A 14407-nucleotide genomic window follows, 5' to 3' on the forward strand; every position below is an offset into this window, starting at 1 on the left:
GGTCGTCAGCGCAGGAAAGCCGCCGCGACACCCGAGTCGACGGGGACGTGCAGACCCGTGGTCTGCACCAGGTCCGGGCCGGTGAGGGCGAACACCGCGGCCGCGACGTGCTCGGGGAGCACCTCGCGCTTGAGCAACGTCCGCTGCGCGTAGTAGGCGCCCAGCTCCTCCTCGGGCACGCCGTACACCGCGGCCCGCTTGGCACCCCAGCCCCCGGCGAAGATGCCCGACCCGCGCACCACCCCGTCGGGGTTGACGCCGTTGACCCGGATGCCGTGCTCGCCGAGCTCGGCCGCGAGCAGCCGCACCTGGTGGGCCTGGTCGGCCTTGGTCGCCGAGTAGGCGATGTTGTTGGGGCCGGCGAACAGCGAGTTCTTCGAGGCGATGTAGACGATGTCCCCACCCATCTGCTGGGCGATCATCGCCCGGGCGGCCTCGCGCGCCACCAGGAACGACCCCCGGGCCATCACGTCGTGCTGCAGGTCCCAGTCCCTCGTGGTGGTCTCGAGCAGCGGCTTGGAGATCGACAGCCCGGCGTTGTTGACCACCAGGTCGACCCCGCCGAAGGCCAGTGCGGTCGCGTCGACCAGGGCGCGGACGTCGTCCTCGGAGGTCACGTCGGCCCGCACGGCGATCGCGACGTCGTCCCCACCGAGCGAGGCAGCGACCTCCTGGGCGCCCTCGAGGTTGAGGTCGGCGATCACCACGCACGCGCCCTCGGCGGCGAGCCGCTCGGCGATGGCCCGGCCGATGCCCGAGCCGGCCCCGGTGACCAGCGCGACCCGGGTCGCGAGCGGCTTGGGTGCGGGCATCCGCGCGAGCTTGGCCTCCTCGAGCGCCCAGTACTCGATCCGGAACTTCTCGGCCTCGTCGATCGGCGTGTAGGTGCTGATCGCCTCGGCGCCGCGCATCACGTTGATCGCGTTGACGTAGAACTCCGACGCGACCCGCGCGGTCTGCTTGTCCTTGCCGAAGGAGAACATGCCGACCCCGGGCACCAGCACGATCGCCGGGTCCGCGCCCCGCATGGCCGGGCTCTCGGGGGTCGCGTTGCGGTCGTAGTAGCCCGCGTAGTCCTCGCGGTAGGCCGTGTGCAGCTCGCCGAGCCGCGTGACGACGTCGGCCACGTCCGCATCGGCCGGCAGGTCCACGACCAGGGGCTTGACCTTGGTCCGCAGGAAGTGGTCGGGGCACGAGGTGCCCAGCTCGGCCAGCGCGGTGAGCTTCTCGCGGGCCAGGAGGTCCAGCACGACGTCGGCGTCGGTGAAGTGGCCGACCTGCGGACGGTCCGCGCTGGCCAGACCACGGATCGTCGGGGCAAGCGCCGCGGCCTTGGCCCGGCGCTCCCCCGGGCTCAGGGCCTCGCGGCCCGGGACGACGGCGCCGAAGGGGTGCGTCCCCTGCGCGGCGAGGGCCTGGGTGCGCTCGGCGACGAAGGCCTCGGCGGCGGCGATGATCTCGAGCGAGCGGGCCTCGGCCTCCTCGCTCGTGTCCCCCCACGCGGTGATGCCGTGACCGCCGAGGATGCAGCCGATAGCCTGCGGGTTGGCCTTCTTGACCTCGGCGATGTCCAGCCCGAGCTGGAAGCCGGGCCGACGCCAGGGCACCCACACGACCCGCTCGCCGAAGCACTCGGCGGTCAGCGCCTCGCCGTCGGCCGCGGTCGCGATCGCGATGCCCGAGTCGGGGTGCAGGTGGTCCACGTGCGCGGCGTCGACCAGGGCGTGCATCGCGGTGTCGATCGACGGCGCGGCACCGCCCTTGCCGTGCAGGCAGTAGTCGAAGGCCGCGACCATCTCGTCCTCGCGGTCCACGCCGGGGTAGACGTCGACCAGGGCCTGGAGCCGGTCCAGGCGCAGCACCGCGAGGTTCTTCTCGGTCAGCGTGCCCAGGTCGCCGCCCGAGCCCTTGACCCAGAGCAGCTCGACCGGTCGGCCCGTCACCGGGTCGGTCTCGGTGCCCTTGGCCGAGGTGTTGCCCCCGGCGTAGTTGGTGTTGCGCGGGTCGGCTCCCAGCCGGTTGGACCGGCCGATCAGGTCCGCTGCGGTACTGCTCGGCGAGGTCGCGCTCGTCGGGTTAGGCATCTGATCAGGCTCCCCATCCGGCCTGCGCGCCACCGACGCGCTCGGCCACGATCGTGTCGGTGTACCCCGAGGCCGCGAACGCGCGCATCGGGTCAGGGTCCAGACCCTGGGACTCGCGCAGCTGGGCCAGCAGCGGGCGCACGTCGGTGTTGTAGGCGTCCATCAGCACGCCGTTGGACGCCAGCACGTCGCCGGCCTGCTGGGCGGCGACCAGGGCGTCACGGTCGACCAGGAGGGCCTTGGCAGTGGCCTCCTGGATGTTCATGACCGAGCGGATCTGCGCGGGGATCTTGGGCTCGATGTTGTGGCACTGGTCGAGCATGAAGTTGACCCCCGAGTCGGGGCGCAGGGCGTCGGCGCCGACGATCTCGTGCATGATCCGGAACAGCTGGAACGGGTCGGCCGCCCCAACCATGAGGTCGTCGTCGGCGTAGAAGCGCGAGTTGAAGTCGAAGGCCCCCAGGCGTCCGACCCGCAACAGCTGCGCGACGATGAACTCGATGTTGGTGCCCGGGGCGTGGTGGCCCGTGTCGAGCACGACCATGGCCTGCTCGCCGAGGGCGAGGCAGTGCAGCAGCGAGGTGCCCCAGTCGGGGACGTCCATCGAGTAGAAGGCCGGCTCGAAGAACTTGTACTCCAGGATGATCCGGTGGTCGGGGTCCAGGCCTGCGTAGACCTGGGCCAGGCCCTCGGCGAGGCGGTCCTGACGGGCACGCAGGTCGTCCTGACCGGGGTAGTTGAGGCCGTCGGGCAGCCAGATCTTGAGGTCCTTCGAGCCGGTGGCCCGCATGATGTCGAGGCACTCGAGGTGGTGGGCCACGGCCTTGGCCCGCACCCGGGCATCGGGGTGGGTCAGGGAGCCGAGCATGTAGTCGTCGTCCTGGAACAGGTTGGAGTTGATCGCGCCGATGGTCACGCCGTGGTCCTTGGCGTGGGCGGCCAGCGCCGCGTAGTCCTCGACCTTGTCCCAGGGGATGTGCAGCGAGACGCGGGGGGCCACGCCGGTGTGGCGGTGCACCTGCGCGGCGTCGGCGATCTTCTCGAAGGGGTCGCGCGGCACCCCGGCCTGCGCGAAGACCTTGAAGCGGGTCCCGGAGTTGCCGAACGCCCAGCTGGGCAGCTCGATGGTCTGTGCCGACAGGGCGGCCAGCGCTGCGTCGCGCCGGGCATCGCTGGTCGACGTCGTCGTCCCCGTGCTCACGTTGTGTCCCTCTGATCGCCGATGGTCTGCCGTCCCACCTCGTTGTGAAACGTTTCAGGGACACGCTACCCCCGCCTCGGGGGGCGGTCAACCGGCCCTGAGGGGGTCGCCGAGGCATCGACCGCGAGACGTCAGCCGGTGAGCCCGACCGCGGCCCGCTGCGCATCAAGGTCGAAGACGCACTCGAGCGTCACGAACCCCTCGTCCGGCGGGCCGTCGCTGCCGAAGAGCACGGCCATCTCGGCCTGCCACCGGGCGTTGACCTCCCGGGCGGCCATCGCCTCGCGGGCCGCGTCGAAGTCGTCGACGTCGACCACGCCGACCAGCAGGCCGTCCGGCGCGAGGTGCAGCGTGTAGTCCCGCCAGCCCGTCTCGTGCAGGGCCTGGAGCATCTCGGGCCAGACCTCGGCGTGGCGACGCCGGTAGGTCTCGGCCTGGTCGGGACGGATGCGGGAGATGAAGCAGACGCGGGCCACGGGTTCCTCCTGAGCGGTCCGCACGGGGCATCGGTGACCCTGCGTGAGCGCGCCTTCTCGTCAGTGAATCGCTTCACAGGCAGAATGACCGTACGAGGCGGCCCGATCAGCGTCAACTGTCCCGCCCCGCAGCCGAGAGGAACCCGTGACCACCACCTCGGGGCGCAAGCGTGCCCCCCGCACCAGCATCAGCGACGTCGCCCGGCACGCCGGCGTCTCCCTGGGCACGGTCTCCAACGTCCTGAACCGCCCCGAGCGCGTCTCCCCCGTCACCCGCGACAAGGTGCTGGCCGCGATCGAGGAGCTCGCCTTCGTCCCCAACGGCTCGGCGCGGCAGCTGCGCGCCGGGACGATCACCACGGTCGGTGCGGTGCTGCTCGACATCGCCAACCCGTTCTTCACCGAGGTGGCCCGCGGCATCGAGGACCGCCTCGCCGAGGACGACTACACCCTCATGCTCGCGAGCTCGGACGAGGACCCGACCCGCGAGGCCCGCTACCTGCGTCTCTTCGAGGAGCACGGGGTGCACGGCATGCTGGTCACCCCTGCCGGGCCCGACGTCGACCACCTCCTGGCGCTGCGCGAACGCGGGGTCGAGGTCGTGCTGCTCGACCGCACCTCACCCTCCCCCGACCTGTCCTCGGTCGCGGTCGACGACGTCGCGGGTGCCGCCATGGCCGTGCGGCACCTCATCGGGCTGGGTCACCGCCGGGTCGGGCTGATCAACGGCCCGACCACCATCAAGCAGTGCGTGGACCGTCGCGCAGGCACCGTGCGCGCCCTGACCGAGGCCGGGCTCGACCCCGACGAGGCGATGATCGAGGTCACCGTCTCCTCGCTGAACGCCGAGGGCGGCGAGGCCGGAGCGACCGAGCTGCTGGCCCTGGGGGAACCTCCCACTGCCCTGTTCTGCGTCAACGACCTCACCGCGCTGGGCGCGATGCAGGCGTTGCGCGCGCACGGCATGACCATCGGCCAGGACATGGCCGTGGTGGGCTACGACGACGTCAACTTCGCCTCGATGCTGATGACCCCGCTCACCTCGGTGCGCCAGCCGACCCGGCGCCTGGGCCACGTCGCGGCCGACCTGCTGCTCGGCCGCGCGGGCAAGGATGTCGGGGCCCAGCAGGTCGAGTTCCAGCCCGAGCTCGTGGTGCGGGCGTCCTCGGGCCCGCACCGTTGAGGCCCCCGAGGTGATCGACGCCCCGCTGTTCCGTGACCCGGTGCACGACGGCGCGACCGACCCGGTCCTGGTACCCCACCCCGACGGCTCGTGGTGGCTCTTCTACACCCAGCGTCGGGCCACCGCCCCCGGGCCAGGGGTCGCCTGGGTGCACGGCACCGACATCGGGGTCGCGGTCTCGCACGACGGCGGCGCGAGCTTCCTGTACCGCGGCACCCTGGACCTGGCGACCGGCTGGGGGCGGGACACGTTCTGGGCCCCCGAGATCCTGTGGGCAGCCGGCGAGGCACACATGTTCGTCTCGGTGATCACGGGGGTCCCGGTCCGGTGGGCCGGGCACGACCGGCGGATCGTGCACTACGTCAGCGACGACCTGGTGCACTGGCGCCACGTCGGTCCCGTGCCGCTCAGCAGCGACCGGGTGATCGACGCGTGCGTCGCCGCGCTGCCCTCGCACGCCGACGGCACGACCGGCGGGTGGCGCATGTGGTTCAAGGACGAGGCCCACGGCTCCCTGACCTGGGCCGCCGACTCGCCCGACCTGCACCGGTGGGACGTCGTGGGACCGGTGGTCACCGGGCGTCCGCACGAGGGCCCCAAGGTGTTCAGCCTGGGCGGGTGGCACTGGATGATCGTCGACGAGTGGCGCGGGCAGGGCGTCTACCGCTCGACCGACCTGACCACCTGGGAGCGGGACGGACTGATCCTCGACCGCGGGGGCACCCGGCCCGACGACGGCGCGATCGGGCTGCACGCCGACGTCGTCGTCGGCGACGGAGCCGACGGGTCGGGCCGCGGCGACAGCGCCCACGTCGTGTACTTCACGCACCCCGGCCGGACCGAGGAGTGGCAGGCGGGGCCGGACGGTCCCGAGATGACCCCGGGCCCGATGGAGACGCCGGCCGACCGTCGTTCGTCCATCCAGCTCGCGCTGCTCCGGGTGGTGGACGACCACCTGGTCTGCGACCGCGACGAGCCGGTGCCCCCGCTGCCCCCAGCTGTCGTTTGAAACGTTTTACGGATGGCTGTCCCACGCGCTACCGTGCGCTCCAGGAACGACGACGACGCCATCGGCCCGCTGCGGGTCGCCGGCCCCACCCCGAGCGAAGGAGCTCCCGTGACCCTCAGAGCAGCGATCGTCGGCACGGGCGCGGTCGCGCACCTGCACGCCCAGGCCCTCGTCGCCGACCCGCGCGTCGACCTGGTCGCGGTGAGCAACCGCAGCGCCGAGCGCCGCGAGGCCTTCGCCGACCGCTACGGCGTCCCGGGACGCCACGCGACGCACACCGAGCTCCTCGCCGCCGAGCAGCTCGACGTGGTCATCCTGTGCACCCCGCCCGACCTGCACCGCGAGCAGACCCTCGACGCCTTCGCCGCAGGCGTCCACGTCATCTGCGAGAAGCCACCGGCCCTGTCGCTGGCCGAGCTCGACGACATGCAGCACGCGGCCGACACCGCCGGGCTGGCCTTCGCGATCGTCTTCCAGCAGCGCACCGGGACCGCCGCGGCCCACGTCAAGGGCCTGCTCGACGACGGCGCCCTGGGCCGCCCCCTGCTCGCCCAGTGCCAGACGCTGTGGCTGCGTCAGGACGACTACTACGACGTCGACTGGCGCGGCACCTGGGACGGCGAGGGTGGCGGCACGACCCTGGGTCACGGCATCCATCAGATGGACCTGCTCGCCCACCTGATGGGCGACTGGGCCGAGGTCGACGCCAGGCTGTGGCGCCTGGCCCGCGACATCGAGATGGAGGACGTCTCGACCGCGACCATCCGCTTCGCCAACGGCGTGGTCGCGACCGCGGTGTCGAGCGTGCTCAGCCCTCGCGAGACCAGCTACGTGCGGATCGACACCGAACTCGCGACCGTGGAGGTCGAGCACCTGTACGGGCACAGCGGCGACTCGTGGCGCATCACCCCGGCCCGTGGGGTCAGCGACGAGCTCGCCGCGTCGTGGGCCTTCCCCGAGGTCGACGAGCCGAGCGGTCACGAGCCACTGGTCCGCGCCGTGATCGACGCCCTGGTCGCCGGCGAGCCCCTGCCGGACCTGGTGACCTTCGCCCGTCGTCCGCTCGAGCTGGTCACGGCGATCTACGCCTCGGCGACCCACGGCCGCCCGGTCACCCACGCCTCCCTCGACGCCGACGACCGCTTCCGCACCGCGCTGCGCGCCGAGGTGACCGACCTCAGGCCGAGGTGACGTGCTGAGGTTCGCGCTCTGCCGCACGGGTGCACGCCGAGGTCCGCGGCCCTGAACACTCGGTCCGGGCTCGCTTCACCGGCCCGGGCGCGGCAGGATCGCAGCCATGCCCGACGCCACGCGTGAGCTAGCGATGTTCCCGCTCGGCTCCGTGCTGTTCCCCGGCATGCCCTTGCCTCTGCGCGTCTTCGAGCCCCGCTACGTCGCGATGCTCTCGTCGGTGCTCGCAGACACCGAGCGCGAGTTCGGCGTGGTGCTGATCGAACGGGGCTGGGAGGTGGGCGGTGGTGACGTCCGGTTCGGGGTGGGAACGGTGGCCCACATCGCCTCGGTCGACATCAGCGAGGGGTTGATCGTGCTGCTCGCCACCGGCACCGAGCGGTTCGAGGTGGTGCGATGGCTCCAGGACGACCCCTTCCCCCGCGCCGAGGTGCGGGTGCTCGACGCGCTGGAGATCGACGCACCGACCCTCTCCGCCCTGGACACCGCAGAGGCCCTGGTGCGTGCGACCCTGAGGCGCGCGAGCGAGTTCGTCGAGCTGCCGTGGTCCCCTGACATCGAGCTGTCGCCCGAGCCCGCGAAGCGCCTCTGGCAGGTCGCCGGCATCGCGCCCCTCGGTGCTCTCGACCAGTTCACCCTGCTGCGCTCACAGACCGCCACCGAGCTGCTCGCCACGCTCGTGGAGGAGACGCAGGCGGCCGAGCTCCATCTCACCGCCGACTGGGGCGACGACCAGCCGGACTGACGACGGCGTCGCGCGGCGCCCCTGGCAGATCCGCGGACCGGTAGCCTCCCGGTTCAACGGTGAGCGCGAGGTGCTGAACGTGTTCCTACCCGTCTGGTACGACGTCCTCTGGAGCCTGGTGGTCCTGGCTCAGGTTGGTCTGCTCGCTGCGGCGCTGACCCTGTGGTTCCGGAGGCGGCACGATCACGCCGGTGGGCTGCTCGACCTCGTCGTCATCCTCGTCGTCCCCCTCATCGGGCCTGCCGCGTACCTGGCGGGCAGCGCACCCTTCCGCACCGCGGTCAGGTCGAGAGCAGAGTCCGGTTCGGTGTGAAGGACGACCAGGCAGCTTGCCGCGGCCGCGATCAGCCGGGGCAGCTGCGGTCGGTCGACGTCTGTAGCGTCACCGGGCTGGGGAGAAGCGGCAGCTCGAGGCGGCGCGTGATCCCCAACGTCGTCACGTCGACGAGGACATGGTCGGCCACCACGCCGCTGCCGGCGGTGAGGTCGACACACGGGAAGCCCAGGGTCTGCCACACGGCGACGGAGCCACCCCGCGGAACGGTCACTCGAGGTGCCGCATGCTCCGGCCGGAGGACGTCACGTTCGTCGACAACACTGACCCCCGAGTGCAGGACCATCGCCTGGTCGAGCACGGTGGACACGCTGACGGGAACCAGTCCGGTGCTGCGGTAGGACACCATGATCCGCGCCTCACCCGGCGCGGGATCGACAGCCGTCCACCCCAGGTCGACGTCGCTCTGGTCGATCACCTCGGACGCCCAGGCGACGCTGCCCTGCTCCAGCTGAGGGCTGAGCCCCACCGCGAGCCACGCTCCGCCCAGCGCCGCGAGCGCGCCCGTGATGGTCAAGGCGTACGTCCGGCGTCTGACCATCGCCTGCTCCCCTGGGTTCACCGCCGGCGTGACGGCGCGGGAGGCACGATACGCATGCGGATCTCGCCATGCGATCCTGGCGCGAAGGACAGCGATGGGCGACGGACATGAGCGAGCGGTGGCAGGGATGGGCGACACGGCTGGACGACCCGGCCCTGCCCCCGTTGATCGCAGCGGGCGTGGCCAGCCGAGGGACCCTCGAGGAACGTCATGCCCTCACGGCGAACCGTGCCCTGCCCCACGACGTCCTGCTCACCATCATCACCACGAACGAGCCTGAGGTCGCGGGCGGGCTCCTGCTCAACTACGACCTCCCCTCGGAGATGGTCGACCTCCTTGCCGAGCGCCTGTCGCTTCCCGACGCGCTCGCCTCGGGCCATCCGAACGCCTCGCTGGTGCGCAAGATGCGTCACCCGGTGGGTGAGCTGACCGGGTTGGCGTTGCACCGCTTCTTCCTGGCGGTCCGCGCGACCGACGACGAGCAGCAGCACCTCCACACGGTGATCGACGAGGAGCCTCGGGCGAGGCTCGCAGCAGCGTGGGAGAAGGTGCGTCCGACGTAGGGCGCGCCCACCGGCCCGGTCGAGCCGGCCCAGCCGCCTGAGGTGTCCCTCAGCCCTGGACCGTCGCGGGGGCGGGGTCGGTGTCGAGGAACGTCGTCACGGCGTCGGCGACCATCGTCGTGCGGCTCAGGCCGAAGAAGTGGGTCGTGCCGGGGAAGACGGCGAGCTGCGAGGACGGCACGCCCTCGAAGTCCCCGTTGACGTCCCCGCCGCGCAGCTGGAGGAAGCGGACCGCGTGCTCGAGCCGGACCATGTCGCAGTCGCCGACGGTGATCAGCGTGGGTGCGGCGATCCCGCGGATGTCGTCGTCCGACCACCCCGGGAAGCCCTCGTCGAAGTGGCTGAGCTTGGTCAGCAGGTCCTGCAGCCTGTCGGGGTGCGGGGACTTCGCTCGGTACGCCTCCTCCATCGGCGTCCCGGCGATCATGTCGACCGTCATCTCGGCGACGGCCTCGGCGTTCTCACCGCGGTCTCCGTCCGGGTGGAACGAGACCGAGGAGACCACGAGCCGCCGCACGAGCTCGGGGTGATCGATGGCCAGCCGGAGGGCGACCGCGCCACCCACGCTGAAGCCGAACACGTCGACCTGGGCGAGATCCAGGTGCTCGAGCAGACCGATCACGTCCGACGCCAGTCCTTCGGCGGTCAGGGGGCGGTCGACGTCGTTGGTCCGTCCGTGACCCTGGAGGTCCACCGCGAGAACCTTCCGGTCCCGCGACAGGTGCGGCAGCAGCGCGCCGAACTGCTGGTCGATGTCGAACAGACCACCGTGGAGCAGGAGCAGCGGGATGCCGCCCGCGCCGTGGATCTCGTAGTACATCTGCATGCCGTTCACGGGGGCGTACCCGGTGGTCGGCAACTGCTCGGCGATCGCGCTGGTCTGCTGGGTCACTGCGTCCTCCTCGCTCGGCTGGTGCATCAGGTCAGACCATCGCCCGCGCGTGAACTCATCGGCCTGGTCGCAACCTCCCGGGCTGCGGGCCACCGAACGTCTCGCCGCTCAACGGGGCGTAGGCCGTCCACTCCTGAGCACCGGGCAGGGGCCGGTCGGGTGCGGTCGGCGCGTCACCGTCTCCGCCGGGCGGGTAGACGACGTCGATGCCCAGCTCCCGACGCAACTCTTCGGCGAGCTCTGAACCTGTTGCGATGAAGGCGGACTCGGCGGTGCGGTTCGGCCACTCGTAGCTGTTGGCGCTCAACGTCACGTCAGCGAACTCGTTCCACGCGACGAGGCGTTCACGGAGGTGGCTCGAGATGGGCAGCGACGCCAGGTCCACCCAGCCGGAGTCACCGGGGGTGCGATACCACACGGGAGACTCGGTCCATCCGTGGAAGAGCGCCACACGGGCAGGCACTTCTGCTCTGGGTCCCATCAGGTCATCGTGCCGCCAGGCCCCGTCGTTGGCGACTCTTCGCAGCCTCCGACCAACAGGCAGGGCGCGCGACGCGTCAGGCGGTCCGCAGCACCAGCAGGAACTGGCCGCCGCCCGGCTCGACCTGCGTCGTGACGGCCAGGTCGGGAGCGAAACGGGACAACCGGTCGACCAGCCAGGTGGCGGCCTGGTCGGCGTCCGCACGGCTCGGGCAGCGCGCGACCACCTCGCGCCCTCCCTTGCGCCCGAGGCGCTCCACGGTTGCGGCGATCGGTGCCGGGTCGACGACGAAGAGCTCTGGGGACCACGCCACCACCGGCTTGACCGCGCCCTTGCGCGTGTTGCAGGCACGGTGGGCAAGCCTCTCGGTACCTGCCGCCGCCTTCTTGGACTTCGCGATGCCGAGGTCGACGCTGGGGCCGCGGTCGGAGTTGACCGAGCCCTCGGGGTCGACCGGCTCGTCGCAGAGCCAGCAGCGCCACGCGTCCCGGTCGCCCACTTCGTTGAGGTTGCTCATGCGCGCACCGTAGCCCGCAAAGGGGCCGGCCTCGTCGTCGGCCCAGACCAGGAGGCGACAAGGACGCTTGACACTCCCGATCGGGCGGCCTACCTTGCATGTCAAGGGTACTTGTCATGTCGTCACCATGCAGAGACCGGAGGCGCGGGTGCGCAACGACGTCAGACAGCGGCGGGTGGCCGCCGGGCTCTCGCAGCGAGAGCTGGGTGAGCAGCTGTCCGTGTCGCGCCAGACCGTCAACTCGATCGAGACCGGTCGCTACGACCCGTCCCTGCCGCTGGCCATCGCCATCGCGCGTCGCTTCCAGACCACCGTCGAGGAGATCTTCCATGTGGACCCGTGACCTGACCTCCCGCCAGAAGGCCGCCGCCCTGTTGGCGACCATGCTCCTGCTCGCCGCTGTCGTCGGCGTGGGCCTGCTGCTCCAGGAGCACGGGCCGGGCAACATGGGCACCGGCTTCCTCCAGGGTGCCGCCGTCGGTCTCGCGGCGGCCACGGTGATGCTCTGGCGGTCCGCACGCACACCGCAGCGAGCCACCACCTTCGAGCGCGCCTTCACCCTCACCGGGGACGAGCGAGACGACCGGGTGCTGACCCGAGCACTCGCGGTGCTCGGCCTGGCCGCCCTCCCGCTCACCGGCGCCGCGGCCATCGCGATCGGCCTGGGTGCCGACGTGCCGATGCTGCTGTTCTTCCTGCTCGTAGCTCAGCTGGCGGTGGGGGCGACCGCCTTCGCCGTGATCGCCCGACGCAGCTGACCAGTGGTGCCTGGCATGTCCGTGTGTCCGGGAGCCGTGCCGGACGTAGGTTCTTCCGTGTGCGCTGGATCGTGTCGGTGAAGGGTGTCATCCAGGACGAGGGCCGTGTTCTGCTCGCCCGCAACGACCGTGACGAGTGGGAGCTACCCGGCGGTCAGCTGGAAGCCGGCGAGTCCCCCGAAGCGTGCCTGGTCCGCGAGATCCTGGAGGAGTCGGGTCTGGCGGTGAGGGTCGGGCCCCTGATCGACTGCTACGTCTTCGATGTCGTCCCCGGTCGGTCGGTGCTCATCCTGGCTTATGGCTGCGACCTGATCTCCGCCGCCGCTGAGGCGCGGTTGTCCGAGGAGCACGTCGACCTGCGCTTCATCGCTCAAGCGGAGCTGGCGAGCCTGTCCTTGCCGATCGGCTACCGAGCCGCGATCGCCCAGTGGGCGCAGCGTCAGGTGCACACCGAGAACCCCTGACTGCCTCAGCGCAGGAGAGCGAGGTCCCGTCGGACGTAGCGCAGGTGCGCCCACTCTTCCTCGAGGATCACGCGCACGCAGTCACCGACGCTCGGATGCCAGTCGTCACCGCCACCCCACGGGTTGTCGCGTTCCTCCGCGAGGAGCTCCGCCGTGGCCGTGGCCAGGAAGTCGGTCACCATCCGCTGGCGCTCGGCACGCACCGCGAGGATCTCCTCGTAGGTCGGTGGGTCGACGCGGAAGATCGACATGTCGAAGCCCATCTCCTCCGCGCCGGTGAAGATCTGGCCGATCTCGTGGAGCGGCTGCTCCATCCGCAGGATCCCGCCCCGGAGCCAGGCGTCGGTCGCCAGGACGAGGTGCCGCAGGGTCTGGGCCAAGGACCACTCGTCCTCGACGTGGGCGTCCACCAGCTCGGGCGGCGTCCCAGCCACAGTCGTCTGCCACGCGGCCTGCACCGCGACCCAACCCTCGCGCAGGCCCTCTGGGGTCTCCGCCTTCTGCAGCTCGCGTCCAGGGAACTGCCGGTTGAGCTCGGCGTCCACGAGCGGCACCACGTCGACCCCGTTGACGAGAAGGCTGCCGAAGAACAGGTCATGGCTGTCGATGTCGAGCCCGTTCACATCGACGCCGCGCATGGTCACACCGCTGACATCGGAGAATCGCAGGGTCGCGCCCTTGAAGCTCGCCCTGACGAAGGTCGCGCCCTCGAACTCCTTCGTGCGGGAGTAGGTCGTCATCGCCCCATCATCACACCGCGGCCTGACACGGCCCCTGACCAGCGGGGTCGTCCGACCTTGCCAGTGCCTCCGTCACGCTGCACGCTGTAGCCCTCGTCCTGGCGGAGGCACTCATGGGCAAGCTCATCTACGCAGCCAACGCCTCGCTCGACGGCTACCTCGAGGACGAGACCGGCTCCTTCGACTGGTCCGTGCCTGACGACGAGGTGCACGCGTTCTGGAACGAGCACGAGCGCGCCATCGGCACGTCGCTCTACGGCCGCCGCATGTACGAGACGATGCGGGTCTGGGAGAGCGACGACTGGTTGACGGACGAGCCCCCCGTTGTCCGCGAGTACGCGGAGATCTGGCGCGACGCCGACAAGGTCGTCTACTCCTCGACGCTCGACGAGGTGTCGACGGCACGCACGAGGATCGAGCGTCAGTTCGAGCCCGAGGCGGTACGACAGCTCAAGGAGACGTCCAGCTCGGACCTGAGCATCGGCGGCGCGACCATCGGAGCTGAGGCGTTCCGGCACGGGCTGGTCGACGAGTGCGTGCTGCTCCTGTGTCCCGTGACGGTGGGCGGCGGCAAGCCCGCACTGCCGCGGGGCGTCCGACTCGACCTCGAGCTGCTGGACAGCCGACGGTTCGACAACGGTGTGATCTACGTGCGCCACGCGGTTCTAGGCGCCACCTGACTGGTGGCGCGACCATCGCGCTCGCCGCCGAGAGAGGGCAGCCAGGCTCGGGACCTGACGACCCCGTCCGGACTCGGTAGCGTGCAACGCATGCCCATCACGCTGGAGAACGTCGGCATCGCCGTCCGCGACCTCGAGGCGACGATCGCCTTCTTCACCGACCTGGGGATGACCGTCCTGGGCCGCGACACGGTCAGCGGGGAGTGGGCCGACACCGCGGTCGGCCTCGACGGCAACCACGTCAGGATCGCCATGCTCCAGACGCCCGACGGCAACGGACGCCTCGAGCTCTTCGAGTACATCCACCCCGACGCCATCGAGACCGAGCCCACCCGACCGAACGAGATCGGCATGCACCGCGTCGCCTTCTCGGTCGACGACATCGAGGAGTCCCTCAAGATCGCCGCAGCCCACGGCTGCCATCCGCTACGCGGCGTCGCGACCTACGGGGACGTCTACAAGCTGACCTACGTCCGCGGACCCAGCGGCATCATCGTGATGCTCGCGGAGGCGCTCAACCAGAGCTGATCGCGGAAGATCGGGCCACG

General features: G+C 71.0%; 19 protein-coding genes. 11 read left to right on the plus strand and 8 right to left on the minus strand.

Annotation, left to right across the window (positions count from 1 at the left end; genetic code table 11):
• Positions 1–5: 5 nt before the first annotated feature.
• The 3 genes from M1R94_RS00310 to M1R94_RS00320 all read right to left on the minus strand — a co-directional run bounded on the left by M1R94_RS00310 (position 6) and on the right by M1R94_RS00320 (position 3761).
• Positions 6–2084, minus strand: coding sequence for a bifunctional aldolase/short-chain dehydrogenase (locus tag M1R94_RS00310; protein ID WP_249379669.1), 2079 nt, complete (start codon positions 2082–2084; stop codon positions 6–8).
• A 4-nt stretch (positions 2085–2088) separates the two neighbouring features.
• The gene (gene rhaI, locus M1R94_RS00315) at positions 2089–3234 is read right to left on the minus strand and encodes an L-rhamnose isomerase (RefSeq protein ID WP_249379951.1); all 1146 of its coding nucleotides are present in this window, start codon (positions 3232–3234) and stop codon (positions 2089–2091) included.
• Positions 3235–3416: 182 nt separating this feature from the next.
• The gene (locus tag M1R94_RS00320) at positions 3417–3761 is read right to left on the minus strand and encodes an L-rhamnose mutarotase (protein ID WP_249379670.1); all 345 of its coding nucleotides are present in this window, start codon (positions 3759–3761) and stop codon (positions 3417–3419) included.
• 145 nt (positions 3762–3906) lie between these two features.
• Between M1R94_RS00320 and M1R94_RS00325 the strand changes: the two genes are divergently transcribed.
• From M1R94_RS00325 to M1R94_RS00345, 5 genes are all read left to right on the plus strand, one after another.
• Positions 3907–4944, plus strand: coding sequence for a LacI family DNA-binding transcriptional regulator (locus tag M1R94_RS00325; protein ID WP_249379671.1), 1038 nt, complete (start codon positions 3907–3909; stop codon positions 4942–4944).
• 10 nt (positions 4945–4954) lie between these two features.
• Positions 4955–5953, plus strand: a complete 999-nt coding sequence (locus tag M1R94_RS00330; protein WP_249379672.1) for a glycoside hydrolase family protein — start codon at positions 4955–4957, stop codon at positions 5951–5953.
• 108 nt (positions 5954–6061) lie between these two features.
• On the plus strand, positions 6062–7144 hold the full coding sequence (locus tag M1R94_RS00335) for a Gfo/Idh/MocA family protein (RefSeq protein ID WP_249379673.1): 1083 nt from the start codon (positions 6062–6064) through the stop codon (positions 7142–7144).
• Between the two features lie 106 nt (positions 7145–7250).
• Positions 7251–7889: an LON peptidase substrate-binding domain-containing protein gene (locus M1R94_RS00340; RefSeq protein ID WP_249379674.1), complete on the plus strand. Its 639-nt coding sequence runs from the start codon at positions 7251–7253 to the stop codon at positions 7887–7889.
• A 79-nt stretch (positions 7890–7968) separates the two neighbouring features.
• Positions 7969–8202: a hypothetical protein gene (locus tag M1R94_RS00345; protein ID WP_249379675.1), complete on the plus strand. Its 234-nt coding sequence runs from the start codon at positions 7969–7971 to the stop codon at positions 8200–8202.
• 31 nt (positions 8203–8233) lie between these two features.
• On the opposite strand, the gene M1R94_RS00350 is transcribed toward M1R94_RS00345, so the two are convergent.
• Positions 8234–8764, minus strand: coding sequence for a hypothetical protein (locus M1R94_RS00350; RefSeq protein WP_249379676.1), 531 nt, complete (start codon positions 8762–8764; stop codon positions 8234–8236).
• 107 nt (positions 8765–8871) lie between these two features.
• Between M1R94_RS00350 and M1R94_RS00355 the strand changes: the two genes are divergently transcribed.
• The gene (locus M1R94_RS00355) at positions 8872–9327 is read left to right on the plus strand and encodes a hypothetical protein (protein ID WP_249379677.1); all 456 of its coding nucleotides are present in this window, start codon (positions 8872–8874) and stop codon (positions 9325–9327) included.
• A gap of 49 nt (positions 9328–9376) precedes the next feature.
• Here the strand turns inward: M1R94_RS00355 and M1R94_RS00360 are convergent, their stop codons facing one another.
• The 3 genes from M1R94_RS00360 to M1R94_RS00370 form a co-directional block, all read right to left on the minus strand.
• Positions 9377–10219, minus strand: coding sequence for an alpha/beta fold hydrolase (locus M1R94_RS00360; protein WP_249379678.1), 843 nt, complete (start codon positions 10217–10219; stop codon positions 9377–9379).
• 55 nt (positions 10220–10274) lie between these two features.
• Positions 10275–10700 carry a hypothetical protein gene (locus tag M1R94_RS00365; protein ID WP_249379679.1) on the minus strand — a complete coding sequence of 142 codons (426 nt, stop codon included), beginning with the start codon at positions 10698–10700 and terminating at the stop codon, positions 10275–10277.
• Between the two features lie 76 nt (positions 10701–10776).
• Positions 10777–11217: a hypothetical protein gene (locus M1R94_RS00370; RefSeq protein ID WP_249379680.1), complete on the minus strand. Its 441-nt coding sequence runs from the start codon at positions 11215–11217 to the stop codon at positions 10777–10779.
• A gap of 127 nt (positions 11218–11344) precedes the next feature.
• Here M1R94_RS00370 and M1R94_RS00375 point away from each other — a divergent pair, with 127 nt between their 5' ends.
• The 3 genes from M1R94_RS00375 to M1R94_RS00385 are packed head-to-tail and all read left to right on the plus strand — an operon-like array spanning position 11345 to position 12439.
• A complete protein-coding gene (locus M1R94_RS00375) occupies positions 11345–11560 on the plus strand; it encodes a helix-turn-helix transcriptional regulator (protein ID WP_283252713.1) in 216 nt (71 codons plus the stop codon).
• Complete coding sequence (locus M1R94_RS00380) at positions 11547–11975, plus strand: hypothetical protein (RefSeq protein ID WP_249379681.1); 429 nt, start codon at positions 11547–11549, stop codon at positions 11973–11975. Before M1R94_RS00375 ends, M1R94_RS00380 begins: the two co-directional genes overlap by 14 nt.
• Positions 11976–12034: 59 nt before the next feature.
• Entirely contained in the window at positions 12035–12439 is a 405-nt protein-coding gene (locus M1R94_RS00385; RefSeq protein WP_249379682.1) for an NUDIX hydrolase, read from the plus strand.
• Between the two features lie 5 nt (positions 12440–12444).
• Here the strand turns inward: M1R94_RS00385 and M1R94_RS00390 are convergent, their stop codons facing one another.
• Positions 12445–13179, minus strand: coding sequence for a DinB family protein (locus M1R94_RS00390; protein ID WP_249379683.1), 735 nt, complete (start codon positions 13177–13179; stop codon positions 12445–12447).
• Between the two features lie 113 nt (positions 13180–13292).
• Between M1R94_RS00390 and M1R94_RS00395 the strand changes: the two genes are divergently transcribed.
• Complete coding sequence (locus tag M1R94_RS00395) at positions 13293–13859, plus strand: dihydrofolate reductase family protein (RefSeq protein WP_249379684.1); 567 nt, start codon at positions 13293–13295, stop codon at positions 13857–13859.
• Between the two features lie 90 nt (positions 13860–13949).
• Positions 13950–14387 carry a VOC family protein gene (locus M1R94_RS00400; RefSeq protein WP_249379685.1) on the plus strand — a complete coding sequence of 146 codons (438 nt, stop codon included), beginning with the start codon at positions 13950–13952 and terminating at the stop codon, positions 14385–14387.
• Positions 14388–14407: the final 20 nt, after the last annotated feature.

The organism is Actinotalea alkalitolerans, from assembly GCF_023369855.1.
Taxonomy (GTDB): Bacteria; Actinomycetota; Actinomycetes; order Actinomycetales; family Cellulomonadaceae; genus Actinotalea.